General features: G+C 69.0%; 29 protein-coding genes. 12 read left to right on the plus strand and 17 right to left on the minus strand.

All coding sequences use genetic code 11. From position 1 onward, the window contains the following. The first annotated feature begins 12 nt into the window (after positions 1–12). A complete protein-coding gene (locus ABD05_RS10230) occupies positions 13–1,236 on the plus strand; it encodes a CaiB/BaiF CoA transferase family protein (protein ID WP_047900020.1) in 1,224 nt (407 codons plus the stop codon). After that, positions 1,233–2,042, plus strand: coding sequence for a methylmalonyl-CoA decarboxylase (scpB, locus tag ABD05_RS10235; protein WP_047900021.1), 810 nt, complete (start codon positions 1,233–1,235; stop codon positions 2,040–2,042). Before ABD05_RS10230 ends, scpB begins: the two co-directional genes overlap by 4 nt. Before the next feature lie 50 nt (positions 2,043–2,092). Here the strand turns inward: scpB and ABD05_RS10240 are convergent, their stop codons facing one another. From ABD05_RS10240 to ABD05_RS10250, 3 genes are all read right to left on the minus strand, one after another. Then, positions 2,093–2,635 carry a chromate transporter gene (locus tag ABD05_RS10240; RefSeq protein ID WP_047900022.1) on the minus strand — a complete coding sequence of 181 codons (543 nt, stop codon included), beginning with the start codon at positions 2,633–2,635 and terminating at the stop codon, positions 2,093–2,095. Next, positions 2,632–3,243 carry a chromate transporter gene (locus ABD05_RS10245; protein WP_047900023.1) on the minus strand — a complete coding sequence of 204 codons (612 nt, stop codon included), beginning with the start codon at positions 3,241–3,243 and terminating at the stop codon, positions 2,632–2,634. The genes ABD05_RS10240 and ABD05_RS10245 overlap by 4 nt, the downstream gene beginning before the upstream one ends. Positions 3,244–3,411: 168 nt before the next feature. Continuing rightward, positions 3,412–4,167 (minus strand): DeoR/GlpR family DNA-binding transcription regulator, encoded by a 756-nt coding sequence (locus ABD05_RS10250; protein WP_047900024.1) that lies wholly within the window; start codon positions 4,165–4,167, stop codon positions 3,412–3,414. A gap of 81 nt (positions 4,168–4,248) precedes the next feature. Between ABD05_RS10250 and ABD05_RS10255 the strand changes: the two genes are divergently transcribed. From ABD05_RS10255 to ABD05_RS10275, 5 genes are all read left to right on the plus strand, one after another. Further along, positions 4,249–4,848, plus strand: coding sequence for an NUDIX domain-containing protein (locus ABD05_RS10255; protein ID WP_047900025.1), 600 nt, complete (start codon positions 4,249–4,251; stop codon positions 4,846–4,848). Then, a complete protein-coding gene (locus ABD05_RS10260) occupies positions 4,845–5,225 on the plus strand; it encodes a TIR domain-containing protein (RefSeq protein WP_047900026.1) in 381 nt (126 codons plus the stop codon). The genes ABD05_RS10255 and ABD05_RS10260 overlap by 4 nt, the downstream gene beginning before the upstream one ends. A 200-nt stretch (positions 5,226–5,425) precedes the next feature. Beyond that, entirely contained in the window at positions 5,426–6,292 is an 867-nt protein-coding gene (locus ABD05_RS10265; protein WP_047900027.1) for an SIR2 family NAD-dependent protein deacylase, read from the plus strand. A gap of 188 nt (positions 6,293–6,480) precedes the next feature. Next, positions 6,481–6,867 (plus strand): fluoride efflux transporter CrcB, encoded by a 387-nt coding sequence (gene crcB / locus ABD05_RS10270; RefSeq protein WP_047900028.1) that lies wholly within the window; start codon positions 6,481–6,483, stop codon positions 6,865–6,867. A gap of 23 nt (positions 6,868–6,890) precedes the next feature. Further along, complete coding sequence (locus tag ABD05_RS10275) at positions 6,891–7,241, plus strand: DUF190 domain-containing protein (protein WP_047900029.1); 351 nt, start codon at positions 6,891–6,893, stop codon at positions 7,239–7,241. A 39-nt stretch (positions 7,242–7,280) separates the two neighbouring features. Here the strand turns inward: ABD05_RS10275 and ABD05_RS10280 are convergent, their stop codons facing one another. From ABD05_RS10280 to ABD05_RS38285, 3 genes are all read right to left on the minus strand, one after another. Beyond that, the gene (locus tag ABD05_RS10280) at positions 7,281–7,844 is read right to left on the minus strand and encodes a YggT family protein (RefSeq protein WP_047900030.1); all 564 of its coding nucleotides are present in this window, start codon (positions 7,842–7,844) and stop codon (positions 7,281–7,283) included. 75 nt (positions 7,845–7,919) lie between these two features. Further along, complete coding sequence (locus tag ABD05_RS10285; RefSeq protein WP_047900031.1) at positions 7,920–8,849, minus strand: Rossmann-like and DUF2520 domain-containing protein; 930 nt, start codon at positions 8,847–8,849, stop codon at positions 7,920–7,922. Positions 8,850–8,945: 96 nt separating this feature from the next. Then, positions 8,946–9,089, minus strand: a complete 144-nt coding sequence (locus ABD05_RS38285; RefSeq protein ID WP_158361575.1) for a hypothetical protein — start codon at positions 9,087–9,089, stop codon at positions 8,946–8,948. Positions 9,090–9,364: 275 nt separating this feature from the next. Between ABD05_RS38285 and ABD05_RS10290 the strand changes: the two genes are divergently transcribed. Then, complete coding sequence (locus ABD05_RS10290) at positions 9,365–9,679, plus strand: hypothetical protein (RefSeq protein WP_047900032.1); 315 nt, start codon at positions 9,365–9,367, stop codon at positions 9,677–9,679. Positions 9,680–9,796: 117 nt separating this feature from the next. Here the strand turns inward: ABD05_RS10290 and ABD05_RS10295 are convergent, their stop codons facing one another. Both ABD05_RS10295 and ABD05_RS10300 read right to left on the minus strand, forming a co-directional pair. Continuing rightward, positions 9,797–10,465, minus strand: coding sequence for a LysE family translocator (locus tag ABD05_RS10295; RefSeq protein ID WP_047900033.1), 669 nt, complete (start codon positions 10,463–10,465; stop codon positions 9,797–9,799). 58 nt (positions 10,466–10,523) lie between these two features. After that, entirely contained in the window at positions 10,524–12,080 is a 1,557-nt protein-coding gene (locus ABD05_RS10300; protein WP_047900034.1) for a UbiD family decarboxylase, read from the minus strand. 596 nt (positions 12,081–12,676) lie between these two features. On the opposite strand from ABD05_RS10300, the gene ABD05_RS10305 reads away from it, so the two are divergent. Then, entirely contained in the window at positions 12,677–13,786 is a 1,110-nt protein-coding gene (locus ABD05_RS10305; RefSeq protein WP_047900035.1) for a lytic transglycosylase domain-containing protein, read from the plus strand. 96 nt (positions 13,787–13,882) lie between these two features. Here the strand turns inward: ABD05_RS10305 and ABD05_RS10310 are convergent, their stop codons facing one another. From ABD05_RS10310 to ABD05_RS10330, 5 genes are all read right to left on the minus strand, one after another. After that, entirely contained in the window at positions 13,883–15,079 is a 1,197-nt protein-coding gene (locus ABD05_RS10310; protein ID WP_047900036.1) for a pyridoxal phosphate-dependent aminotransferase, read from the minus strand. Between the two features lie 69 nt (positions 15,080–15,148). Then, positions 15,149–15,586 (minus strand): transcription antitermination factor NusB, encoded by a 438-nt coding sequence (nusB, locus tag ABD05_RS10315; protein ID WP_047900037.1) that lies wholly within the window; start codon positions 15,584–15,586, stop codon positions 15,149–15,151. Next, positions 15,583–16,101 (minus strand): 6,7-dimethyl-8-ribityllumazine synthase, encoded by a 519-nt coding sequence (gene ribH, locus ABD05_RS10320; RefSeq protein WP_011351235.1) that lies wholly within the window; start codon positions 16,099–16,101, stop codon positions 15,583–15,585. Before ribH ends, nusB begins: the two co-directional genes overlap by 4 nt. 53 nt (positions 16,102–16,154) lie before the next feature. Continuing rightward, complete coding sequence (ribBA, locus tag ABD05_RS10325) at positions 16,155–17,297, minus strand: bifunctional 3,4-dihydroxy-2-butanone-4-phosphate synthase/GTP cyclohydrolase II (protein ID WP_047900038.1); 1,143 nt, start codon at positions 17,295–17,297, stop codon at positions 16,155–16,157. A 193-nt stretch (positions 17,298–17,490) separates the two neighbouring features. Next, complete coding sequence (locus tag ABD05_RS10330; RefSeq protein ID WP_047900039.1) at positions 17,491–18,009, minus strand: DUF1993 domain-containing protein; 519 nt, start codon at positions 18,007–18,009, stop codon at positions 17,491–17,493. A gap of 272 nt (positions 18,010–18,281) precedes the next feature. Between ABD05_RS10330 and ABD05_RS10335 the strand changes: the two genes are divergently transcribed. Both ABD05_RS10335 and ABD05_RS10340 read left to right on the plus strand, forming a co-directional pair. Continuing rightward, positions 18,282–18,884: an O-methyltransferase gene (locus ABD05_RS10335; RefSeq protein WP_047900040.1), complete on the plus strand. Its 603-nt coding sequence runs from the start codon at positions 18,282–18,284 to the stop codon at positions 18,882–18,884. Next, positions 18,881–19,564: a GntR family transcriptional regulator gene (locus tag ABD05_RS10340; protein WP_047900041.1), complete on the plus strand. Its 684-nt coding sequence runs from the start codon at positions 18,881–18,883 to the stop codon at positions 19,562–19,564. Before ABD05_RS10335 ends, ABD05_RS10340 begins: the two co-directional genes overlap by 4 nt. A gap of 102 nt (positions 19,565–19,666) precedes the next feature. Here the strand turns inward: ABD05_RS10340 and ABD05_RS10345 are convergent, their stop codons facing one another. The 4 genes from ABD05_RS10345 to ABD05_RS10360 form a co-directional block, all read right to left on the minus strand. Next, a complete protein-coding gene (locus tag ABD05_RS10345) occupies positions 19,667–20,296 on the minus strand; it encodes a riboflavin synthase (RefSeq protein ID WP_047900042.1) in 630 nt (209 codons plus the stop codon). Between the two features lie 14 nt (positions 20,297–20,310). Next, on the minus strand, positions 20,311–21,432 hold the full coding sequence (gene ribD, locus ABD05_RS10350) for a bifunctional diaminohydroxyphosphoribosylaminopyrimidine deaminase/5-amino-6-(5-phosphoribosylamino)uracil reductase RibD (protein ID WP_047900043.1): 1,122 nt from the start codon (positions 21,430–21,432) through the stop codon (positions 20,311–20,313). 15 nt (positions 21,433–21,447) lie between these two features. Then, a complete protein-coding gene (hemL, locus tag ABD05_RS10355) occupies positions 21,448–22,731 on the minus strand; it encodes a glutamate-1-semialdehyde 2,1-aminomutase (RefSeq protein WP_014897811.1) in 1,284 nt (427 codons plus the stop codon). 186 nt (positions 22,732–22,917) lie between these two features. Further along, the gene (locus ABD05_RS10360; protein ID WP_034182952.1) at positions 22,918–23,370 is read right to left on the minus strand and encodes a hypothetical protein; all 453 of its coding nucleotides are present in this window, start codon (positions 23,368–23,370) and stop codon (positions 22,918–22,920) included. Between the two features lie 254 nt (positions 23,371–23,624). On the opposite strand from ABD05_RS10360, the gene ABD05_RS10365 reads away from it, so the two are divergent. Beyond that, a complete protein-coding gene (locus ABD05_RS10365) occupies positions 23,625–24,842 on the plus strand; it encodes a Bcr/CflA family multidrug efflux MFS transporter (RefSeq protein ID WP_047900044.1) in 1,218 nt (405 codons plus the stop codon). Positions 24,843–24,939 lie beyond the last annotated feature (97 nt).

Consider the following 24,939-nt stretch of genomic DNA (forward strand, 5'->3'; position numbering starts at 1 on the left):
CAGGAGTCCGGAATGCAGGCATTAAAAGGAATCAGGGTCGTCGATTTGAGTCGAGCGCTGTCGGGGCCGTTCTGCTCGATGGTGCTCGCCGATCTCGGCGCCGACGTGATCAAGGTCGAGTCGGGGCCGAACGGCGACATGAGCCGCGCATGGGGGCCGTTCGATCGCGGCGTGAGCACGTACTACCTGTCCTGCAACCGCAACAAGCGCGGCATCTGCGTGGATTTCCGGCAGCCGGCCGGCCTCGACGTCGTGCGCCGGCTGATCGCGCAGGCCGACGTCGTGATCGAGAATTTCAAGGCAGGCACGATGGACGCGATGGGGCTCGGCTACGACGCACTGAGCGCGCATGATCCGCGGCTCGTGATGGGCAGCGTCACCGCGTTCGGCCCGCGCGGCCCGTTGCGCGACTGGCCGGGCTTCGACCAGATCGCGCAGGGCTATGCCGGGCTGATGAGCCTCACCGGCTTCCCGGATGGCGAGCCGACCCGCACGGGCACCGCGATCGGCGATCTCAGCTCGGGGATGTGGGTCGCGACCGGCGTGATGGCCGCGCTGTTCGAGCGGGAACGCACGGGGCGCGGGCAGCATGTCGGCACGTCGCTGCTCGAAAGCCTCGTCGCACTGCTGAGCGTGCATGGGCAACGCTACCTGAGCCTCGGCGACGTGCCGCGCCGCACCGGCAATGCGCATGCGGTGATCGCGCCGTACGGCGTGTTCCAGACGGCCGACGGGCCGCTCAACCTCGCGCCGATCACGACCGACATGTGGCTGCGGCTGTGCCGGTTGCTGGATCTGCCCGAGCTGCCGAACGATCCTCGCTTCGCGACCAACGATGCGCGCGTCGAGCACCGCGACGCACTGAAGGCGCTGCTCGAAAGCCGGCTGAGCACCCGCGGCAAGCGCGAATGGACGCAGCGTTTCGTCGAGGCCGGGTTGCCGGCCGGGCCGATCAATACGCTGGACGAAGTATTCGACGATCCGCAGCTCGCGCACTGCGGGCTGGTCGAACCGGTCGCGCATCCGACGCTCGGGACGCTGCGCCAGGTCGTCACGCCGCTCGGCGGGATGGGTGACGATGTGCCTGCGCCGCGCACGCGCCATGCGCCGCCGCTGCTCGGCGAGCATACGGTCGACGTGCTGCGCGAAGCGGGCTACGGCGACGACGCGATCGACGCACTGCTGGCCGAGCGCGCGATCTTCCAGGCGGAAGCTGTAGCGGAGGCGCTGCAATGACCGACACGACGAAACACGACATGCCGTCGAACGTCACGGTCGACATGATCGGCGAGCGGATCGCGCGTGTGCGGTTCGCGAATCCGGCGCGGCGGCACGCGCTCGACGCACCGTTGCTCGATGCGCTCGTCGCGCGCCTCGATGCGCTTGCCGCGCTTCGTCCGCCGCCCGTCGTGATCCTGTCGAACGACGGCAGCGGCGACGTGTGGAGTGCCGGGCACGACCTGCGCGAACTGGCCGACGACCGCGATCCGCTCGCGTACGACAAGCCGCTCGAACGTGCGCTGCGGCGCGTGCGGACCTATCCGGGCGCGGTGATCGCGGCGGTGGCTGGGTCGGCGTGGGGCGGGGCGGTCGATCTCGTGATGAGTTGCGACCTCGTCGTCGCGGCGCGCGATGCACGCTTCGCGATGACGCCGGCGAACATCGGGCTGCCGTATTCGACGAGCGGCCTGCTGCGCTTCTGCGACAACCTGCCGATCCACGTGCTGAAGGAAATGTTCTTCTGCGCACAGCCGCTCGACGCGGAGCGCGCCGCGCATCACGGGCTCGTGAACCGGCTGGCCGAAGCGGGCGGCGTCGACGAGGCGGCGCTCGACGTCGCGCGCACGATCGCCGCGAAGGCGCCGCTCGCGGTGCACGCCGTGAAGGAGCAGTTGCGCGTGCTGCAGGACGCGCGGCCGTTGCCGGTCGATGCGTTCGAGCGGATTGCCGAACTGCGCCGGCACGCGTGCGAAGGTGCGGATTTCGACGAAGGGCTGCGTGCGTTTGCCGAGCGGCGCGTACCGGTGTTTCGCGGCGTGTAGGCGTTCAGGTGTCCGCGCGGCGCGGCGTTGACGTGCGACGGCGGTAGGCGCTACACGCCGCCTATCGCATGAACGCCGACCAGCAGCAGCGCGCCCACCACGATCAGCAGCAGCGCGTGAATGCGCGAAACCATCACGCACAGCGTCGACGCGACCGCGATCGCGCGCGCGGGCCAGCCGCCGTCGAGCGCCTGCAGCAGTACCCACACCGACGCGACGATCATGCCGGCCGCGACCGGACGTAGCCCGGCTTCGAGCGCGATCTGCCAGCGCGTGCCCTGGTGCCGTCGCCACAGGTGCGCGACGCCGTAGATCAGGAACGCAGTCGGGCCGAACAGCGCGAGTGTCGCGATCACCGCGCCCCAGAAGCCGGCCACCTGCCAGCCGATCAGCGTCGCAAGCAGCGAGCCGGGGCCGGGCGCCATCCGCGCGATCGCGAAGTCGTTCACGAATTGCGTGGCGGTCATCCAGTGATGCACGTCGACGACCTGTCGCTGGATGTCGGCGATGATCGCCTGCCCGCCGCCGATCGTCGCGATCGACAGCGGCGCGAACACGCCGAACAGCGCGGTGTAGCGTTGCGATGCGGTCATGGCTTGTCGCTCCCGGCGGGCGCAGTGGCTGCACGGCGGTATTCGAGCGCGACGCTCAACGTGCCGCCGACCAGCACGGTCCATACGAGCGGCCAGTGCAGCACCGCGACCGACACGAAGGTGAGCGTCATCACCGCGAACGGCAGCGCGCGGCGCGGCAGCCGGCGCACGGCCGTGATCGCCATCGAGATCGACAGCCCGATCGCCGCGGCCGCCGCGCCGGCGAGCGCGACATGCGTGAGCGGGAAGCGCGTGAGGGTCGAGAACGCGACGCCGAACAGTACGATCAGCACGGCCGGCGGCGCGATGATGCCGGTGAAGCCGGCCACCGCACCGCGCCATCCGGCGAGCCGGTAGCCGATCCAGATCGCGAGGTTCTTCACGTTGACGCCCGGCAACGCCTGCGACAGCGCGAGGCCGTTGAGGAACGCCTCTTCGTCGAGCCAGCGCCGCTCGTGCACGAAGTCGCGCATCATCCGCCCGCTGAGCCCGCCGCCGAAGCTGGTCAGGCCGATCTGCGCGAACGCGACGAACAGCGCGAGGACGCCCGGCGGCGGCGCATCGCCGGCAGGCGACGCCGGCGGGGTGGTGGCGGAGGGCGAGGGCATCGGGCGGGCGGTGCGTGGCGATTGGGCGGGCGCCCATGTTAGCAAGCGGTGCCTGTCAGCACGCTGACATCGGCTCGGCGTTGGCGTGATGAAAGCCCGCGGTCGATTCGATCGATGCGATCCGGTGAGCACCGCACGGATGCGCCGCACGGACGCGCACCGGCGCCGCTATGCGCGCACGACCGTCACGCCCGCCGCCTCGATCGGCTTCGTCAGCGCTGCTTCGGTTTCCTTCTCGACGACGATGGTCTGCGCCAGCGTGATGTCGCCGATCACGAACTGCGACGCCGCGCGCAGTTTCGACTGCGACGCGAGCACGACCGTCTCGGCCGCGCGTTCGGCCAGCGCGCGCTTGATCGCCGCTTCCTCGAAGTCGCCGGTGCTCAGCCCCGCGACCGGATGCACACCCGTGACGCCCATGAAGTACAAGTCCGCATGGATGCGCGCGATGCCTTCCATCGCCGCTGCGCCGACCGCCACGATCGAATGCTTGTAGAGCCGCCCGCCGATCAGGATCACGTCGATCGACGGATGCGCGGCCAGCGCAACGGCAACGCTCGGGCTGTGCGTGACGATCGTCGCGCGCAGGTCGGCCGGCAACTGGCTGACGAGCAGCGCCGACGTCGTGCCGCCGTCGACGATCGCCACTTGCCCGGGCGCGATCATCTCGGCGGCCCGCCGCGCGATGCGCCGCTTTTCCGCCGTTTCGAGCGCCTCGCGCTGCGCGAACGGCGCGACGGCCGGCGACGCCGGCAGCGCGCCGCCATGCACGCGCTGCAGCAGGCCTTCGGCCGCCAGCTCGCGCAGGTCGCGGCGGATCGTGTCTTCGGACACGCCGAATTGCGCGCTCAGCTCGACGGCCAGCACCTGGCCGTCGCGTGCGAGCGCGTCGAGGATCGCTTTCTTGCGTTGCGTCGTCAGCATCGTGTTTGCACGAAAGTTCTTGAAATTGCACGAATATGCACGTTACCATGGGCGCCGTCTTTTGTCGAATGGGAGGCTGCGATGGCTGCAACGCGGGACCGCGTGCGCATCGTCGATACGACGGTGCTGTCCGATGACTGGTATGTGCTGAAGAAGGTGACGTTCGATTTCCTGCGCCGCGACGGAACGTGGCAGCGCCTGAGCCGCGAGACCTACGACCGCGGCAACGGCGCGACCATCCTGCTGCGCAATGCGGGCACGGGCGACGTGCTGCTGACGCGGCAGTTCCGGATGCCGGCGTTCGTCAGCGGGCACGATGGCATGCTGCTCGAAGCGGCTGCCGGCCTGCTCGACGACGCGACGCCCGAAGCACGCATCCGCGCGGAGGCCGAGGAGGAGACCGGCTATCGCGTGCGCGGCGTGCGCAAGGTGTTCGAGGCGTTCATGAGCCCGGGTTCCGTGACGGAGAAGCTGCATTTCTTCGTCGGCGAATACGATGCGTCGCTGCGCACCGGCGACGGCGGCGGCGTCGCGGAAGAGGGCGAGGATCTCGAGGTCGTCGAGATGCCGCTGCAGGCGGCGCTGGATGCAGTCGAGCGCGGCGAGATCGTCGACGCGAAGACGATCATGCTGCTGCAGTACGTCGCGCTGCGGGAAACCGCCGGCGCGCGCGCGGCATGACGCCGCTGCTCGTGCTGGTCGCCGGCCCCTATCGCAGCGGCACCGACGGCGACCCCGCGCGCATCGCCGCGAACCTGCACCGGCTGGAAGCGGCGGCGCTCGCCGTGTATCGCCGCGGGCATGTGCCGATGATCGGCGAGTGGGTGTCGCTTCCGCTCGCGGTCGCGGCCGGGTCGCGACAGGTCGGCGACGAACTCAGCGAGGCGTTCCTGTATCCGGCCGCGCACCGGCTGCTGCGGCGCTGCGATGCGGTATGGCGGATCGACGGCGCGTCGCGCGGCGCGGACGCGGATGTCAGCCTCGCACGGCAGCTCGGCAAGCCGGTCTATTTCGCGGTCGACGAAATTCCGGTCGCGCAAGACGATTCGGATAGCTGAGCAGGCGGGGAGGTGCCGGGGCGCGGCATCGCCGGTGCTTTCCTGCGTCGTCGGTAGCGGGAAAAGCCCGGCGCCACGCGGAAATCATGACATTGCGATCGCGTCATACCGTTGCATTCGCGAATGCGGCACGTTATGCCCGAACCGGCGTATGATCGCGACGCCACCCGCGCACCGTTCGACGTTACCGCCGCCCTGTCATGCCGTTCCCCGATTCCGCCGACTCCACCGTTGCCGCCGCGCAGCTTCCCGCCGATCTCGTCGCTGCCGCCGTTGATGCGCTCGCGCGCGCCGACGCGTTGCTCGTGACGGCCGGCGCGGGCATCGGCGTCGATTCCGGGCTGCCCGATTTCCGCGGTACCGACGGCTTCTGGCGCGCGTATCCGGCGCTGCGCCACGAGCGTTTCGAATTCCACGAGATCGCGTCGCCGCACGCGTTCCGTGCGCGTGCGCCACTCGCGTGGGGGTTCTACGGGCACCGTCTCGCGCTCTACCGCGCGACGGTGCCGCACGCGGGTTTCGCGATCCTGCGCCGCTGGATCGACGCGATGCCGAACGGCGGCTTCGTGCTGACGAGCAACGTCGACGGCCAGTTCCAGAAAGCCGGTTTCGATCCGGCGCGAATCGTCGAGATCCACGGCTCGATTCATGCGATGCAGTGCCTGCGGCCGTGCTCGGATGACACGTGGGATGCGGCACCGTTCGTGCCGGACGTCGACGAAGCCACCTGCCGGCTGGTCGGCGAAGCGCCGCGCTGCCCGCACTGCGGCGGCCTCGCGCGGCCGAACATCCTGATGTTCGGCGACACCGGCTGGCTCGGGGCGCGCTACGACGCGCAGGAACGCGCGCTGGAAGACTGGATCGTGCAGGCCGGGCGCGTCGCCGTGGTCGAGATCGGCGCGGGCACCGCGATTCCGACCGTGCGCCTGCTGAGCGAACGGCTGGGCGCCGACGTCATCCGCATCAACACGCGAGAGGCCCATGCGCGCCGTGCGGACGTGATCGGATTGAAGGGCGGTGCGCTGGCGACGCTGACTGCGCTCGACGCAGCCTGGCAGCACGCGTAAGCGTGCCGGAGGCCGAGTGAACGGGCGGGCGTCGCACCTGCCGTCGTCGTTGCAGCGGCGCGGCGAATCCGCATACAGTTCAGCTTGTACCGCCCGTGCACGCGCCGCGCGCGCCCTGGAACGGGCATAGCCCCGGGCAATCGGGGGCCGACGGCTGAACCCAGCTGCATCATCGACCGGGAGTGCCCTTGTTCTATTCGATCGTCGCGATCTTCGTCGGCGCCGGGCTCGGCGCGTTGCTGCGCTGGTTCCTGAGCCTCGCGCTCAACGAATTCTTTCCCGCCGTGCCGCTCGGCACGCTCGCCTCGAACCTGATCGGCGGCTACGTGATCGGCATTGCCGCCGTCGTGTTCACGGCCCGCGTCGGGCTGCCGCCCGAGTGGCGGCTGTTCGTGATCACGGGCTTCCTCGGCGGCCTCACGACGTTCTCGACCTATTCGGTCGAAGTGATGACCCACGCGCTCGAGGGCGAATTCGGATGGGCGTTTGCGGTGGCTGCCCTACACTTGACTGGATCGTTCGCGCTGACGGCGCTCGGCATGTGGACCGCGCGCGCGTGGCTCGCGGCGGCCTGAGCGGGCCGCCATCGGAGGGAGCGATGGACAGGATCTTCTTGCGCTTCTACCTGCACGAGCAGCACCGGCTGCACTGGAAGCCGCTGTGGGAATGGCTGCTGGAGGAGGCGAACCGGATGGGCGTCGCGGGTGGTTCCGCGTTTCGCGCGATGGCCGGCTTCGGCCAGCATCGCGTGCTGCACGAGGACCGCTTTTTCGAACTGCAGGGTTCGCTCGCGATCGAGGTCGAATTCATCGTCACCGAGGACGAAGCGCAACGTTTGCTCGAACGGCTGTCGCACGAGAAAGTGCGCGTGTGCTACGCGATGATTCCGGCGCGCTTCGGCGTGATCGACACGCTTGGCGCACCGCCGGCGCAGGGGCCGGCGGCATAGGGCCTGTTTCCGTGATTGGCGTGAACAGGCCCAGGGGCGTCAGATGCCGAACATCGTCAGCGACACGGCGGCGCGCGTGACGATCATCAGCAGCACCTGCACGATCACGAACAGCAGGATCGGCGACAGGTCGATGCCGCCGAGGTTCGGGATGATGCGGCGCAGCGGGTTCAGGAACGGCGCGGTGAGCTGGAAGAGGATCGGCATCGCCGGCGAGCGCGGGTTGAGCCACGACAGCAGCGCCATCAGGATCGTCATCCAGATCACGAGGTTGAGCGCCCACTTCACGACGGTGAGCAGCGCGACCACGACGAGCGTCGGGATCGCCGCGGCCGGATCGAAGCCGGCCATCACGACCATCAGCACGACGTAGACGAGCGCGGTCAGCAGCGCGGCGACGACGCTGGCCCAGTCGATGCCGCGCACGCCCGCGATCACGCGGCGCAGCGGCAGCACGAGCCAGTTGGTCGCCTGCAGCACGGCCTGCGTGACGGGGTTGTACGGCGGCACGCGGACGGCCTGCATCCAGACGCGCAGGATCAGCGCGGCGCCGAACAGCGTGAAGACGGTATTGAGCAGAAAACGGGCGATCTCGCCGAACATCGTTGGCATCCTTTTTATACGGTCAGTAGCGTGCGGCCGCCAACGCCGGATGGCGGCGCATCGGCCGACACCTTATCACGCCTCGTCTCGCGACGGGGAGGGGGGCGCGGCCGTGCGCGCGAGCGACGTTTCGACGGCTTCGGCGAGCGCCGGCAGCGACGCCGGCGGCACGGCGCGCTTCGCCGCGAGCGCGACCGCGCGGCGCGTCATCAACGCGTACAGCGTCGCGTGATCGCCGCCGCGCGCTTCGAGCAGCGCGAGCTGGCGTTCGACGATGCCCGTATCGCCGCGCGACACGGGGCCGGCGAGCGCGTTCGCGAGCCCCTTGTCGCGCGCGGTCTCGATCGTGCCGGCGAGCATCGGCAGCAGCGCGCGCAGCGCGGCTTCCTCGTCGAAACCGAGGCCGCGCCACAGCTCGACCGCTTCCGACAGCCCGCACAGCGCGAAGCTCGCCGCGTAGTGCGCGGCCGCGTGATAGAGCATCCGGCCGCCGGCCGGAATCGACAGCGGATGGCAGCCGAGTGCGGCAGCAAGTCGCATCAGCGTCGCATGCAGCGCGCCGTCGGCTTCGATCGTGACCGAGCAGCCGTCGATGCGGGCAAGGTCCGCGTCGGTGCCGCCGAACAGGTAGAGCGGATGGAAGCCGCCGGTGGCCGCGCCTTGCCGTTTCGCCGGATCGAGCAGCGCGACGGCCGACGCGCCGCTGCAGTGGACGACCGCCTGACTGGCGGCGCGCGATGCATCGAAGCGGAGTGCCGCGGCGGTCGACGCGAGATGGTCGTCGGGGACCGTCAGGAGGATCAGGTCGGCGGCGTCGGCGACCTGCTGCGGCGTGTCGACCGCCTGGCAGCCGTCGATGCGCGCGGCGAGGGCCGCGGCCGATTCGGGCGTGCGGCTCGCGATCGCGACGACGGGAAAGCCGGCCTGCGCGAAGCGCTGTGCGACGCAGCGCGCGAGGCGGCCGGCGCCGATGAAGCCGAGACGGGGTGTGTCGGGGAGGGACATGGCAGCGGACGTAAGCGAAAACGAGGCAGCCGCCAGTATCGCAGGAATAAAAGCACGGCCGCGGAAGGTCGATTTCCGCGCGCACGCATGTCGTCATTACCGGTATGCGGTGCGATCCACACGCGCATTTGCGCCGGGCAATGCGGTCGAATCGCGATCGTCGAATCCGACCCCGAAACGCATTGCGCGGGCGTCGGTCTTGAATTGTCGGTGTCCTGTTTCAAATTTGTAATCGTTCATTACGTACGCGTGCCCGCCGTGCATGCCATATCCGGTAAGACTGACCGGCCGTCGCGTGGCGACCCGACTCGTCGGACGGAATCGCGCGACCTGCAAGGGTCGCCGCAGGCTCCGGAAGCCACGCCGCACGGCGGCTCCGGCCGCGTGCGATTGCAATTTGCAACAAATGCGAAACACGCGAGGGGCGGGTTTTCGCTACATTGCTTCCATGCGACGTGCATGCCCGCCGTTGCCGACAGGAGCGCATAAAATACCGCTCCAGCAGGAGAATCGAAGTGAAAAAGCTCATTCCGTTCATCGCCGCCGCCGCGCTGGGCCTGGGTGCCGCAAGCGCCGCACAGGCTCACGTGTCGATCGGGGTCGGCATCGGTATCCCGGTCGCGCCCGCGTATCCCGTTTATGCACCGCCGCCGCCCGTGTACTACGCGCCGCCGCCTCCGCCCGTCTACTACGCACCGGCACCGGCCTACTATGCGCCGCCGCCCGCGGTGGTCGTCGGCGGCTATGGCGGTTACGGCGGTTACTACGGTCGTCCGTACTGGCGTCACGGTTACGGCGGCTGGGGCCATCACGGCTACTGGCGTCGCTGATTCGTCCCGCGCGGCCTGACCGCGCGTGGCAAAACGGCGCAACGTCCCGCGAGGGGCGCTGCGCCGTTTTTCATTGGGGCCGTCGCTCGGCGCGCGGCCCGCGCGGGTCGGCTTCGCTTACACCGCGTGCGCGATCAGGTCGCGGTAGCCGCCGACGATCACGCTGTACGAGAAATACGCGAACAGCAGCGCCGACGCGATGTGGCACGCCCGCATCAGCCCGGCGCCCGCGCGCTTGCGGCCGTGGCTCGCGAGCGTGCACATGAAGAGTGTCCACGCGAGGCCGCCGAGGAAGAAGCCCGACAGGAACACCGACGCGGTGGCCGGCGTGGTCGCGCCGGCTTTCGCGATCAGCGCGCCGCCGACCGCCGCGAACCACAGGATCGCGCTCGGCGACGACATTGCGAGCAGCATCCCGCGCAGGAAACTGCGCCGCGCGCTCGCCCGCGGCGGCGGGGCATCGTCCGCGTCGTCATCTTCCGCCCTGGCCGGCGCCAGCGCTTCGCGCGCCATCTTCCACGTGAGGAACAGCAGCACGGCGCCGCCGCCGATCCACACGATCCAGCGCACGGCCTCGAACTGCAGCAGCACGGCCATCCCCGCGAGCGCGAGCGCCGCATAGAGGAGGTCGCCGACGCACGAGCCGACGCCGAGCCAGAAGCCCGGCCGGAAGCCGTGCGACAGCGTCAGCGACAGCATCGCGACGTTCACGAGGCCGATGTCGAGACACAGCGACAGCGACAGAAAGAAACCGTCGGACAGCATCGAGGCGGGGGGGAAGCTCATCTTCGTCGTTCGTGTGGTGGGTGCGATGCACGGGCCGGCGGGCGCCGGCCGTTCGGCCTCAGAGTCCGATCTCCTGCCAGAGCCGGTCGACGCGCGCCTTCACGGCCGCATCCATCTCGATCGGGCGGCCCCATTCGCGGTTCGTCTCGCCGGGCCACTTGTTGGTCGCGTCGAGCCCCATCTTCGAGCCGAGACCGGCGACCGGCGACGCGAAGTCGAGATAGTCGATCGGCGTGCTGTCGACCATCACCGTGTCGCGCACGGGGTCGACGCGCGTCGTGATCGCCCAGATCACTTCCTTCCAGTCGCGGATATTCACGTCCTCGTCGACGACCACGATGAACTTCGTATACATGAACTGCCGCAGGAAGCTCCACACGCCGAACATCACGCGCTTCGCGTGACCCGCGTAGCTCTTCTTCATCTGGACGATGGCCATCCGGTAGCTGCAGCCTTCAGGCGGCAGGTAGAAGTCGGTGATCTCCGTGAACTGCTTCTGCAGCAGCGGCACGAACACCTCGTTGAGCGCGACGCCGAGCACCGCGGGCTCGTCGGGCGGTTTGCCCGTGTAGGTCGAGTGGTAGATCGCGTCGCGCCGCATCGTGATGCGCTCGACCGTGAATACCGGGAACCACTCCTGCTCGTTGTAATAGCCGGTGTGGTCGCCGTACGGCCCTTCGAGCGCGTGCTCGTACGCGGCGGACGCGTTGCCGGCCGGACGCGGCGGCGCGCCGGCAGGAGCGGGGGTAGGGGTGCCGTCCTGCGGATGGATGAAGCCTTCGAGCACGATCTCGGCGCGCGCGGGCACCTGCAGCGTGTCGACGCCGGGCGTCAGGCACTTCGCGAGTTCCGTGCGGCTGCCGCGCAGCAGGCCGGCGAACTGGTATTCGGACAGCGAATCGGGCACGGGCGTCACCGCGCCGAGCGTCGTGGCCGGATCGGCGCCGAGCACGACCGCGACCGGATACGGCTTGCCGGGGTTCTGCAGCGCGAATTCGCGGAAGTCGAGCGCGCCGCCGCGATGCGCGAGCCAGCGCATGATCAGCTTGTTGCGGCCGATCAGCTGCTGGCGGTAGATGCCGAGGTTCTGGCGCGACTTGTTCGGCCCGCGCGTGACCGTCAGGCCCCACGTGACGAGCGGCCCCGCATCGCCGGGCCAGCAGGTCTGGATCGGCAGCTTGTTCAGGTCGACGTCGGCGCCTTCCCAGACGATCTCCTGGCATGGCGGCGACGACACCGACTTCGGCGCCATGTCCCACACGGCCTTCGCGAGCGACAGCAGCTTGCCGGCGTCCTTCAGGCTCTTCGGCGGGTCGGGTTCCTTCAGCGCGGACAGCAGGCGCCCGAGATCGCGCAGCGAACCGAGCGCGGCGTCGTCGCCCGCATCGACGCCCATCCCGAGCGCGACGCGGCGCGGCGTGCCGAACAGGTTGCCGAGCACGGGAAACGCATGGCCGGGCGGCGCGTTGAACAGCAGCGCAGGGCCGCCGGCGCGCAGCACGCGGTCGCACAGCTCGGTCATTTCGAGCACGGGCGACACGGGTTGCGTGACGCGCTGCAGTTCGCCGAGCGCTTCGAGGCGCTGGATGAAATCGCGTAAGTCTTTGTATTTCATGAAGAAGGTCCGGGCCGCCCGCAGGGCGGGCGACGGTGGGCGGGCGCAGCGGCCGGCTGCGGCCCCGAATCGACCGACGATTTTACCCGGCCCGCCGCGTGGACGCCCGGCCGAGAAAAAAGTCGACCGCGCGCAAACCCCCTACGGCACGGGGCCTCCGATCTGAAGGTCGGTTTTAAATTACTTTTTGTTATAATTTCGAGGTTTTATAGTGTTGACGATCTATAAAACCCTGCTAGAATCCGCTCACATTGGCTGCAGGGTAAAAGGCTTCGAGCCGCCAATCACCGATCTTTGACGCAGCGCGTCACCGTCCGCCGAATCCTGCACGGCGTATTCGACGGCCTTAGTCGTAGTCCCAGCCAGCGCTACCAGACGCTGGTTTTTTGCGTGGGTGCCACCGCGTATGCCCGTCTCGCCCACTGTGCGAAGGCGCCGGCCCTCTTACACCGTGGCCTCGAACGGTACTTATACCGTTTCCCCGATGCTTGCACGTCCCAACCAAGGCGTGCGGCATCGTGATTCCGCGGCACGTTTTCTGTCTCGCCATCGAGCTGAGCGAGCCGCACGAGTCATGTTCATGGGAGATGATCTGAATGAACGCTTGGTTATCGTGGCGTCCCACTGAGCAGCATGCGCAAATCGTGCGCAACATGCTGCGTCGCGGGACGCGTGTCAGTCACCATCTATTCAGCGTTGTCGGCTGTCTCGCTGTCGCGGTTGCACTTGCACTGTGGCTGCTGCCAACCGTACGCGGCACGCTTGCCGCGAAGCTGATGCCGGTCGTATCCGCGGCCGTGCAGGCCGGGCCGGCCCGTCTGCTGTCCGGTCATCCGCTGCCGAACTTTGCGCCTGCAGGCGTGCAGCCGCAGCAGCAGGAAGAGAGCCCGGAAACGGACGCGCTTGCGGTCGGCCTCGACGTCGCACCGGAAGCCGCCGCGCAGGGCGATGCGTCCGATCCGGCCCGCAACGGCCCGTCGCCGGTCGCGCTGGCCAAGCTGATTCCGACCCAGCGGGTGGCGGCCGATGCGCGCGACGACCGTGCGCTCGCGTCGAACCGCGAACAGGCGCTCGTCGCGACCTATCTGTCGCGCCGCTACCGTGTCGCCCAGGAGCCGGTCGGCCAGCTCGTGAAGGCCGCGTTCCAGACCGGTCGTGACGTCGGCCTCGATCCGCTGCTGCTGCTGTCCGTGATGGCGATCGAGTCGGGCTTCAACCCGTACGCCGAAAGCGGCGTCGGCGCGAAGGGCCTGATGCAGGTCATGTCGAAGGTCCATTCCGACAAGTTCGAGTATTTCGGCGGCACCGATACCGCACTGCAGCCGCTCGCGAACCTCCAGGTCGGCGCGCTCGTGCTGAAGGACTGCATCGCCCGCGGCGGCTCGCTGGCGAACGGCCTGCGTCTGTACAACGGCTCGACGAACCCCGACGACACCGCATACGGTTCGAAGGTGATGGCCGAGCGCGGCCGGCTGCGCGACGTGTCGCACGGCCGCAGCGTGCCGGTCAATGCGCCGCAGGCGAAGCCGATCGTCACGGCCGCAGCCGTGACGGCGGCGGCAGGCGGTGCGAAGCGCGTGCATGCGACGCTCGAAACCGCGACGTCGGCGAAGACGGCCGCGCCGAAGGAAACGTCGCCGCAGGACGACGCAAGCGTCGATACCGCGAAGCAATCGCACGGCGGCCATTCGGAGCTCGGCGCGTAACGTAGCGCGCGGTTCCGGCCGGCAATGAAAAAGGCACCCGATCGGGTGCCTTTTTTTCTTGCGGTGCGCGGAACGGCCGGTGTGCGGGCCGCGACGTCAGTGCTGCCCGAACAGCGTCGCGAGCCGATCGACTGCCTCTTCGAGCCGCGAGTAGGCCGTTGCATAGGACAGACGGATGTAGTCTCGCGGCGCATGGACGCCGAAATCCATGCCGGGCACCAGCACGACGCCCGCGTCGTGCAGCATCGCCTGCGTGAGCGCGGCGCTGTCGCCGGCCGCCGGGTGCGCGACGCCGCCGCAATGCGCATAGACATAGAACGCGCCGTCGGGCATCACCGGAACCGTGAAGCCGAGCCGTTCGAGCGCCGGTGCGATGAAATCGCGGCGGCGCTTGAATTCGAGCCGGCGCGCTTCGTAGATGTCGAGCGTGGCCGGTTCGAAGCACGCGAGCGCCGCGTGCTGCGCGAGTGCGGACGGGCAGATGAACAGGTTCTGCGAAAGCTTCTCGAACGTACCGACCAGCGCGGGCGGCACGACGAGCCAGCCGAGCCGCCAGCCGGTCATGCTGAAATACTTCGAGAAGCTGTTCACCGTGATGACATCGTCGCCGAACGACAGCGCCGACACGGGCGCCGCGTCGTAGCTGAGCCCCTGGTAGATCTCGTCGACGATCGTGAAGCCGCCGCGTGCGCGCACGGCTTCGACGATTCGCTTCAGTTCGTCGGGCTCGAGCGACGTGCCGGTCGGGTTCGACGGCGACGCGAGCAGCACGCCGCGCGTGCGGTCGCTCCAGCGCGTGCGGACGTCTTCCTCGGTGAGCTGGAAGCGCGCGTCCGGGCCGCTCGGCACGAGCACCGCGCGGCCTTCGGCCGCCGCGACGAAGTGCCGGTTGCACGGATACGACGGGTCGGGCATCAGCACCTCGTCGTCGCGGCCGACGAGCGCGAGGCACGCGAGCAGCAGCGCGGCCGATGCGCCGGCCGTCACGACGATCCGCTCGGGGCTGATCGTGAGGCCGTACGCGCGCGCGTAGTGCGCGGCGATCGCCTCGCGCAGCGGCGCAATGCCGAGCGCGCTCGTGTACTGCGTGACGCCGCGGCGCAGCGCGGCCGTGGCCGCTTCGATGACAGGCTCCGGCGCGGTGAAATCCGGTTCGCCGATGCCCATGTGGATAACATCGCGTCCGGAGGACTCGAGCCGCTGTGCCTCCTTCATCAGTTCCATCACGTAGAAGGGCTGGATCGCGTCGACGCGTGCGGCGAGCGTGACGAGCGAATCGGCGGTGGTATTCATCGGTCGGGCGGGGCGGAGGAGGGAGAATGAAAAACGGGCGCTTGCGCGCCCGTGGACAAACAAACGGTATCAGCCGTTGCGGCGCGCCTGCGTTTCGGCGGGGCGCAGCTTTGCGGCGAGCTTGTCGAGTACGCCGTTCACGTACTTGTAGCCGTCGGAGCCGCCGAACGTCTTCGCGAGTTCGACAGCTTCGTTGATGATCACGCGATACGGCGTTTCGACGTGGTGCGTGAGCTCGAACGTCGCGATCAGCAGCACCGCGCGTTCGACCGGCGACAACTGTTCGATCGGGCGGTCGAGCGACGGCGTCAGCGCTTCGACGAGCGTCGCATGCTCGCGGATCACGCCGTGCAGGATGGCTTCGAGCAGTTCCTTGTCAGCCTTGTCGTAACCGAGCGCGCCGCGCAGCTGCGCGTCGATCTCGCCGGAGGCCGCGTTCGACAGCAGCCACTGATACAGGCCCTGCGTCGCCAGCTCGCGCGATTGTCGGCGGGCGCTCTTCTTCATGCGCGCTCCTCTTCGTCGTCTTCGTCTTCTTCTTCGTCCTCGTCGTCGTCGCCGAGCTGGTCGAGCGCCATCGTCAGGTTGGCCATCTCGACGGCGACGCGCGCGGCGTCACGACCCTTTTCGGTCATGCGCGCGACAGCCTGCTCGTCGTTTTCGGTCGTCAGGACCGCGTTCGCGATCGGCAGGTTGAAGTCGAGGCCGATGCGGGTGATGCCCGCGCCGCTCTCGTTCGACACGAGTTCGAAGTGGTAGGTCTCGCCGCGGATCACCGCGCCGAGCGCGATCAGCGCGTCGAACTGGCCGCTTTCCGCGAGCTTCTGCAGTGCGAGCGGGATTTCCAGCGCGCCGGGCACCGACACGAGCAGCACGTCTTCACCGGTGACGCCGAGGCGCTCCAGTTCTTCGACGCACGCGTCGGCGAGGCCGTTGCACACGGGCTCGTTGAAGCGCGATTGCACGATGCCGATACGCAGGCCGTCGCCTTCGAGATTCGGTTGGTATTGTCCGATTTCCATGATCTTGTCCGTGGTGTGGATGAACGGTTATAGGGCGAAAGCGCCGTAGCGGGTTACGCGTGGGACGCCGGGCAGGACTTGGCTTCGCCGCCGGGCATCGGAATGAAGCCCGTGACTTCGAGGCCGTAGCCGGACATGCTGCCCAGCTTGCGCGGATTCGACAGCACCTGCATCTTGCCGACGCCGACATCGCGCAGGATCTGCGCGCCGATGCCGAACGTCTTGAAATCGACCGGCCGGCGCTTCAGCGCAGCGGCCTTTTCTTCCTCGTCGAACGCCTTGAAGACGTCGATCAGGTGTTCCTTCGTGTCGCCGCAGTTGAGCAGCACGATCACGCCGAGGTCGCGTTCCGCGATGTCGCGCATCGCGGCGTCGAGCGTCCACGAGTGCGTCGACACGCCGGTTTCGAGCAGGTCGAGCACCGACAGCGGCTCGTGCACGCGCACCGGCGTATCGACGTCCGGCGACGGCGCGCCGCGCACCAGCGCGATGTGCGGCGAACCGCTCGGCTGGTCGCGGTACAGCACCGCGCGGAACGTGCCGTGCGCGGTCTGCATCGTGCGCTCGGCGATCCTCTCGATGATCGATTCGGTGCGGCTGCGGTACTGGATCAGGTCGGCGATCGTGCCGATCTTCAGGCCGTGTTCCTTTGCGAATTCGATCAGGTCGGGCAGGCGCGCCATCGTGCCGTCGTCCTTGATGATCTCGCAGATCACCGCGGCCGGCGTGAGGCCCGCGAGCGCGGTGAAGTCGCAGCCGGCCTCGGTGTGGCCCGCGCGCACGAGCACGCCGCCCGGCTGCGCCATGATCGGGAACACGTGGCCCGGCTGCACGATGTGCTCGGGACGCACGTCGTGCGCGACCGCCGTGGCGATCGTGTGCGCACGGTCGGCGGCCGAGATGCCGGTCGTCACGCCTTCGGCCGCTTCGATGCTGACCGTGAACGCGGTGCCGTACTGCGTGCCGTTGCGGTAGGTCATCAGCGGCAGGTGCAGCTGCTTGCAGCGTTCCTGCGTCAACGTCAGGCAAACCAGGCCGCGGCCGTACCTGGCCATGAAGTTGATCGCTTCCGGCGTGACGAATTCGGCGGCGATCACGAGGTCGCCCTCGTTTTCGCGGTCTTCTTCGTCGACCAGGATCACCATCCGGCCGGCTTTCAGCTCGGCGATGATGTCGAGCGTGGAGGCGAGCGTCATAAGGGGGCGAGAAAGAGGAAAGTGCGTATTTTACGCCAGCCGGACGGCGTTTCGGCTGGCGCGGGTTGCGCCCGGTCGGCAAGCGCTCTGGAAGGCGGTGCGGCCGGCCTGCGCGGCAGGCTCGGCCGGGCCGCCGCGCGTTGCCTGCACGCGGTTGCGAGCGGTTGCGAGCCGGGCTTTGCCCGGCCGCGCGTCACGCGTGCTCGTCGCGCCCGCCGAGGTAGTCGAGCTTGCCGAGTTCGACGCCGCTGTGGCGCAGGATGTCGTACGCGGTCGTCACGTGGAAGAAGAAATTGGGCAGCACGAAGTTCAGCAGGTACGACTGGCCGGTGAACTCGATCGGGCCGACGCGCATCTTCAGCACGATCTGGCGCGCCTCGCTGCCGTCGATCTGCGCGGCGTCGAAGCTTTTCAGGTAGTCGATCGTCTTCTGAATGCGCGCGTGCAGTTCGTCGAAGGTCTGCTCGACGTCCGGGTAGCTCGGGATCTCGGCGCCGGCGAGCCGCGCCGCGCAGCCCTTGGCCGTGTCGGTCGCGATGTAGACCTGGCGGACGAGCGGCAGCATGTCCGGGTAGAGGCGCGCGCCGACGAACACCGCCGGGTCGATCTGCTTCTCGGCCGCGTGCGCCTGCGCCTTGCCGAGGATGTGCTGCAGGTTGGTCAGGCCGCGGATCAGGACGGGCAGCGAAGCCTGGTACATCGAGATGGACATGGGAACGACTCCTGTGGGAAGAGGGCGGCGCGGTACGCGGCGCGTCGTGCGTTGCGGCGTTGAAACCGCTGTCGACGCATCTTAGCGCGACAGGATGACCCGTGCGCGTCGTTGGCCGTTCGGCCAGCTCCCGTTAGAGCGACCGGCCGGCGAACGCCATGCAGCCACGCTGATTGCGCCGGAATACCGGAGCGCATCGGCATCGCGCGTCGATCCGCAAAACGTCGTATCATGAAACACGAAACACGAAATATGAAGTGACGGAGACTCACATGATCGAACTCGACGGCGCCGCGTCGGCCGTACTTGCCCGGCTGGCGTCCTTCGGCCAGGAAAACGATGCGCGGATGGCCGACCGCAGCCGCAAGATGCTGAACCTCGAGCCGCCCACGGCCGAACTGCTGTATCTCCTCGTCACCGGCGCGCGGCGCCGGCGCGTGCTGGAGATCGGCACCTCCAACGGCTACAGCGCGATCTGGCTCGCCCATGCGCTGCGCGAAACGGACGGGCAGCCGCTCGTCACCGTCGAGTTTTCGCCCGACAAGGCCGAGCAGGCGAGGGCCAACCTGCGCGCGGCGGCGCTGCAGGACTGGGCACAGGTGATCGAAGGCGATGCGACGCGGGTCTGCGCGGCCGTGACCGGCCCGTTCGACTGCGTGTTCTTCGATGCCGACCGCGTGAGCGCGCCGCAGCAACTCGCGCACCTGTTGCCGAAGCTGACGCCCGACGCGCTGCTCGTCGCGGACAACGCGCTGTCCCATCCGGACGAGATCGCCGGCTATCTCGCCGCGGTCGATGCGCTGCGGCAGTTCGACACGACGGTCGTGCCGGTCGGCAAGGGGCTCCATATCGCACGTCGCCGGAGGCCGGCATGACGCGCGCGACGCTCGAGCGCACGACACTGGGGCGCGACGCATACGGGGCGATCAGGGAGATGCTGGTCGACGAAGCGCGCTTCGCGGCGGGCGAGAAGATCAGCATCGAAGCGCTGTCGCGTGATCTCGGCATCAGCCGCTCGCCGGTGTGGGCGGCGGTATCGCGCCTCGAAGCCGAGGGGCTGCTGCAGGTCGTGCCGCGCCAGGGCGTTTTCGTGATCGCCTTCGACCGCGCGCGGATCGTGGCCATCTTCGAGGCGCGGGAGGCGCTCGAGGGTATGGCCGCGCGCCTGGCGGCGCTGCGCATGACACTCGACGATCACGCGGCGCTGGACGAAGCGTTGACGCGGCAGGCGCGCGCGGTCGCCACGCGCGACGGCGACGCATACCGCATCGCCAACCTCGACTTCCACCACGGGCTGCTCGCGACGGCGCGCAACGCGACGATCGAGACGTCGCTCAGGGCGCTGTATGCGCAGGTGCAGACGATGTGTGCGGGCGGCGCGAGTCCGATGGACGACTGGGAGCGATTGGGCGGGAATGTCGCCGAACACCGGCAGGTGTTCGACATGATCGCGAAGCGCGACGCGGATGCCGCCGAGCGTGCGGCGCGCGAGCATGTCCGGCAGTTGCTCGACACGATTCTGGCGCGGGCAGGCGGAGAGGGCGCGGATGCCTGATCGCCTGCGGAACGCCGGCGGGCGACGGCAACGAGGATAAAGGAAAGCGGCGGCAGTCCGGGCTCGGGTCGTTGGCCTCCGCGTCGGGGATCGCGAGTGCGATCAGTCCTGGTGTACGCCCTGCGACGTCGACAGCATCCGCTCGACATACCGCGCGATCATGTCGACTTCGAGGTTGACCTTGTCGCCGGTCTTCACGTGGCGCAACGTCGTGACTTCGACCGTATGCGGAATCAGGTTGATCGAGAATTCGCAGCCGTCCGCGCGATCGTCGATCGTGTTGACGGTCAGGCTCACGCCATTGACCGTGATCGACCCCTTGTACGCGAGATAACGACCGAGCTCGCGCGGCGCGACGATCCGCAGCTCGTGCGACTCGCCGACCGGCGCGAAGCGCGTCACGGTACCGAGGCCGTCGACGTGGCCCGACACGATGTGACCGCCGAGGCGGTCGTGCGCGCGCAGCGCCTTCTCGAGGTTCACTTCGCCGGGCTGACCGAGGCCGACCGTGCGGTTCAGGCTTTCGCGCGACACGTCGACGTCGAACGCGGCATCGGTCTTTTCGATCACCGTCATGCACGCGCCCTGGATCGCGATGCTGTCGCCGAGCGCCACATCGGCGAGGTCGAGCCCGCCGGCCAGCACGGTCAGGCGCACGCCCGCATCGGCCGACGTGCCGAGCGGATCGATCGATTCGATGCGGCCGACGGCCGCGACAATTCCGGTAAACATCGTGACGATCCCGTTCAGTGAGTGGCGTCGGGCGGCGCGACCCGCGCCAGGATCCGCAGATCGTCGCCGATCCGCTCGATACCGTGGAACGACAGTCGCGTGCGTGCGTCGAGACTCGCCGGCGCGGCGAGGTCGAACATGCCGGCCGCGTCGGCGCCCAGCAGGCTCGGCGCGAGATAGACGAGCAATTCGTCGACGCATTGCTCGCGCAGCAGCGAGCCGTTCAGCTTGTGGCCGGCCTCGACGTGCAGCTCGTTGACGCCGCGCGCGCCGAGCGCCGCCAGCATTGCGGGCAGGTCGACCTTGCCGTGCGCATTCGCGAGCGGCACGATTTCCGCGCCGCGCGCCTTCAACACGTTCGCGCGCATTTCGCCGCTCGCGTCGAGCCGGCCGCAGAAGATCAGCAGCGGTGCGCCTTCGAGCAGCCGCGCGTCGAGCGGCAGGTCGAGGCGGCTGTCGACCAGTACACGCTGCGGCTGGCGCGGCGTGTCGATGCCGCGCACGGTCAGCAGCGGATTGTCCTCGCGCACGGTGCCGATGCCGGTGAGGATCGCGCAGGCGCGCGCACGCCACGCGTGCCCGTCGAGGCGCGCGGCGTCGCCGGTGATCCACTGGCTTTCGCCGGACGGCAGCGCGGTGCGGCCGTCGAGCGACGCGGCGGTCTTCATCCGCACCCACGGGCGGCCGCGCGTCATCCGCGACACGAAGCCGATGTTCAGCTCGCCGGCTTCATGCGCGAGCAGCCCGCAGCGCACGTCGATGCCCGCGTCGCGCAGCATCCCGAGGCCGCGCCCCGACACCTGCGGGTTCGGGTCTTCCATCGCCGCGACGACCTTCGCGACGCGCGCTTCGATCAGCGCGTTCGCGCACGGCGGCGTGCGGCCGAAATGGCTGCACGGCTCGAGCGTCACGTAGACGGTCGAGCCCGAGACGTCGTGGCCGCGCGAGCGCGCGTCCTTCAGCGCCTGCACTTCCGCGTGGTCCTGGCCGGCCGGCTGCGTGAAGCCTTCGCCGATCACGTCGCCGTCCTTGACGATCACGCAGCCGACGCGCGGATTCGGCGCGGTCGTATACATGCCGCGCGCCGCGAGCGCGAGCGCGCGCTCCATGTGGGCGAAATCGGTATCCGAGAACATGCGCGCGACCCCGCGTCAGGCGGCGAGTGCCGCGAACGCGCGGCGCGCGGCCGCGAGCGTCGCGTCGATCACCGCGTCGTCGTGCGTGCTCGACACGAAACCTGCCTCGTACGCGGACGGCGCGAAGTACACGCCCTCGTCGAGCATCAGGTGGAAGAAGCGGTTGAAGCGCTCGGTATCGCTCTTCGTGACTTCCGCGAAGCTGGTCGGCACGCGCTCCGCGAAGTAGAGGCCGAACATCGCGCCGATCGAGTCGGCCGCGAACGGCACGCCGGCTGCGCGCGCTTCGGCCGCGAGGCCGTCGGCGAGGCGCTTCGTCTGTGCGGTAAGTGCATCGTAGAAGCCGGGCGCCTGGATCAGTTGCAGCGTCTTCAGGCCCGCGGCGACCGCGATCGGGTTGCCCGACAGCGTGCCGGCCTGGTACACGCCGCCGAGCGGCGCGAGGTGGGCCATGATGTCGCGGCGGCCACCGAACGCGGCGGCCGGCATCCCGCCGCCGATCACCTTGCCGAGGCAGGTGAGGTCGGCCGTGATCCCGTAGTACGCCTGCGCGCCGCCGAGCGCGACGCGGAACCCGCACATCACCTCGTCGAAGATCAGCACGGCGCCGTGCTTCGTGCACAGCGCGCGCAGCGCGTTCAGGAATTCGGGCGTGCCGCGCACGAGGTTCATGTTGCCCGCGACGGGCTCGACGATCACCGCGGCGATCTCGTCGCCGAACGCGCCGAATGCTTCTTCGAGCGCGGCGACGTTGTTGTATTCGAGGACGGTCGTGTGCTTCGCGATGTCGGCAGGCACGCCGGCCGACGTCGGGTTGCCGAACGTCAGCAGGCCCGAGCCGGCCTTCACGAGCAGGCTGTCCGCGTGGCCGTGGTAGCAGCCCTCGAACTTGACGATGCGGCTGCGGCCCGTGAAGCCGCGCGCGAGACGCAGCGCGCTCATCGTGGCCTCGGTGCCGCTCGACACCATTCGCACCTGCTCGATCGACGGCACGAGCTTGCAGATTTCCTCGGCGATCTCGATCTCGGCCTCTGTCGGTGCGCCGAACGAGAAGCCGTCGGCCAGCACGTTCTGCACGGCCGACAGCACTTCAGGATGGACGTGGCCGACGATCATCGGGCCCCACGAGCCGATGTAGTCGATGTACTGCTTGCCGTCGGCGTCCCAGAAATACGGGCCTTGCGCGCGCGCGACGAAACGCGGCGTGCCGCCGACCGAACGGAATGCGCGCACCGGCGAGTTGACGCCGCCGGGAATGGTCTTCTGGGCGCGTTCGAAGAGAATCTGATTGTTGGACATGGGCGAAACCTGCAGAGAAGGGCGCGGGGGCCTGTGCACGGGCCGCGGCGCCTGGGCGGAACGATCGTCTGATTGTACCGGAGACGCGCGCGGCGGGCCCGTCGGCCGGTCCGCGGCCTTTCGGCACGTGGGCAGATGCACGGGGGACCGGAAACGAGGGCCCGATTCGACCCGCCATCCATCCGGCTATCGCGGCGGCTTGCGCTTGCCGGTCAGCTCGGCCCAGCGTTTCTCGAGCGGGCCTTCGACCATCGGCTTGATCGACGTGCCGGAGCTCTGCGCATCCCAGGTCTGTACCGAGTACGGGTGGACGCGCAGTGCGTCGCGCGCGATCACGACGTCCTGGTGCGCGTCGACCAGCCAGTCGTACACAAAGTCGATGCACAGCCGGTAACCGCGCTTCGTCGACGGATCGGGCACCTCGTACGGCGCACGCGTCACGTAGCCGGAACCGAACACACCCTTGGGCTCCTTCGCGACGCGGTGCAGGAATACGCGGTCGCCCGGCAGGATGCCGCGCGCGAAGCCGCAGCCCCACACGTCATGCACGGCCTCGCCGGCCTTCACGCGCGCGGCGACGTCGGGCAGTTCGGGCCATGGCCATTTCTTGGGGCTCCAGATCAGCAGGAAAGCGGTCATCGGTTCGGTCGTGCGTCGAATTGATCAGACAAGAGAAGCAGGCAGCAGCAAGCTTAATCGAATCCGCGCGGGATCCCGCGATCCCGCGCGACGGGCGCCGCGCCGGTGTTTCCCGGCCTGCTGCCGCACGCGGCCCGCAGCACGCAAAAAAGTTGCGCGTACAATCATGGGCCTGAACGCGCCGTCCGCGGCGCGGCTTCCCGTCTTCACCGCCACGCGCGCCCCGATGCGCGCGGGCTCCATTCCGGATACCCATGCCTCACGTCGTCCGGCGCCGGCCCGATGCCCGGCTGATCCTGTTGCTCGGCGCGCTCGCCGCCTGCGGGCCGATCGCCACCGACATGTACCTGCCGAGCCTGCCGTCGATCGCCGCCGGCTTCTCCGTCAGCCCCGGCGCCGCGCAGCGCACGCTGACGAGCTTCATGGCCGGCTTCTCGGTCGGCATGCTGCTGTACGGGCCGCTGTCCGATACGTGGGGCCGCCGCCCCGTGCTGCTCGGCGGCATCGCGCTGTTCACGCTCGCGAGCGTCGGCTGCTTCGTCGCGGGCTCGATCGACATGCTGATCGTCGTGCGCTTCCTGCAGGCGCTCGGCGCCGGCGCCGCGTCGGTGCTGGCCCGTGCGATCGCGCGCGACGCGCACGAGCCGAGCGACGCGGCGAAGGTGCTGTCGATGGTCGCGATCGTCACCGCGGTCGGGCCGCTGCTCGCGCCGCTGATCGGCGGCCAGATCCTGCGCTTCTCGGGCTGGCGCGGCGTGTTCGTCGTGCTGGCCGTGTTCGGCGCGGTGTGCGCGGCGACTGCATACCTGCGCGTGCCCGAAACCTGGCCGAAGGAGCGGCGCAAGAGCACGGCCGTGCTCGCGTCGTTCGCGTCGTACGGGCGCATCCTGTCCGACCCCGTCGCGTGGGGGCACATGCTGTGCGGCGGGATGGCATTCGCGTCGATGTTCTCGTACATCACCGCGACGCCGTTCGTGTACATCGAGTATTTCCACGTGTCGCCGCAGCACTACGGGCTGCTGTTCGGGCTGAACGTCGTCGGGATCATGATCGGCAACTTCGCGAACACGCGGCTCGTCGGCCGCATCGGCTCGCTGCGCATCATCGCGGCCGCGTCGCTCGTGAGCTGCATCGCGTCGCTCGCGGTCGCGCTCGTCGCGCTGACCGGGTGGGGCGGGCTGTGGTCGATCGTCGTGTGCCTGTTCTTCGTCGTCGGCGTGGTCGGGATCCTGTCCGCGAACTGCACGACCGACCTCATGCATCGCTATCCGCACAACGCGGGCGCGTCGGCGGCCGTGTTCGGCGCGATGCAGCTCGCGCTCGGCGCGCTCGCGAGCGTCGCGATCGGCGCACTCGCGGACGGCACGCCGTTCGCGATGGGCGTGACGATCGGCGTCACGGGCGTGCTGTGTTTCGCCGGCCGCTACCTCGTTCTGCGCTGGCACGGGCGGCCCGTGAAAGCGGGCGCCTGAGCGGGCAGCCGGGCGGCACCATGAAAAACGCCACCGCGCGCGATGCGCCGGTGGCGTTTTTCGTTGGGGTGCAGGAAGCGGCTTGCGCCGCGCCGTG

The organism is Burkholderia pyrrocinia, from assembly GCF_001028665.1.
GTDB classification, from domain to species: domain Bacteria; phylum Pseudomonadota; class Gammaproteobacteria; order Burkholderiales; family Burkholderiaceae; genus Burkholderia; species Burkholderia pyrrocinia.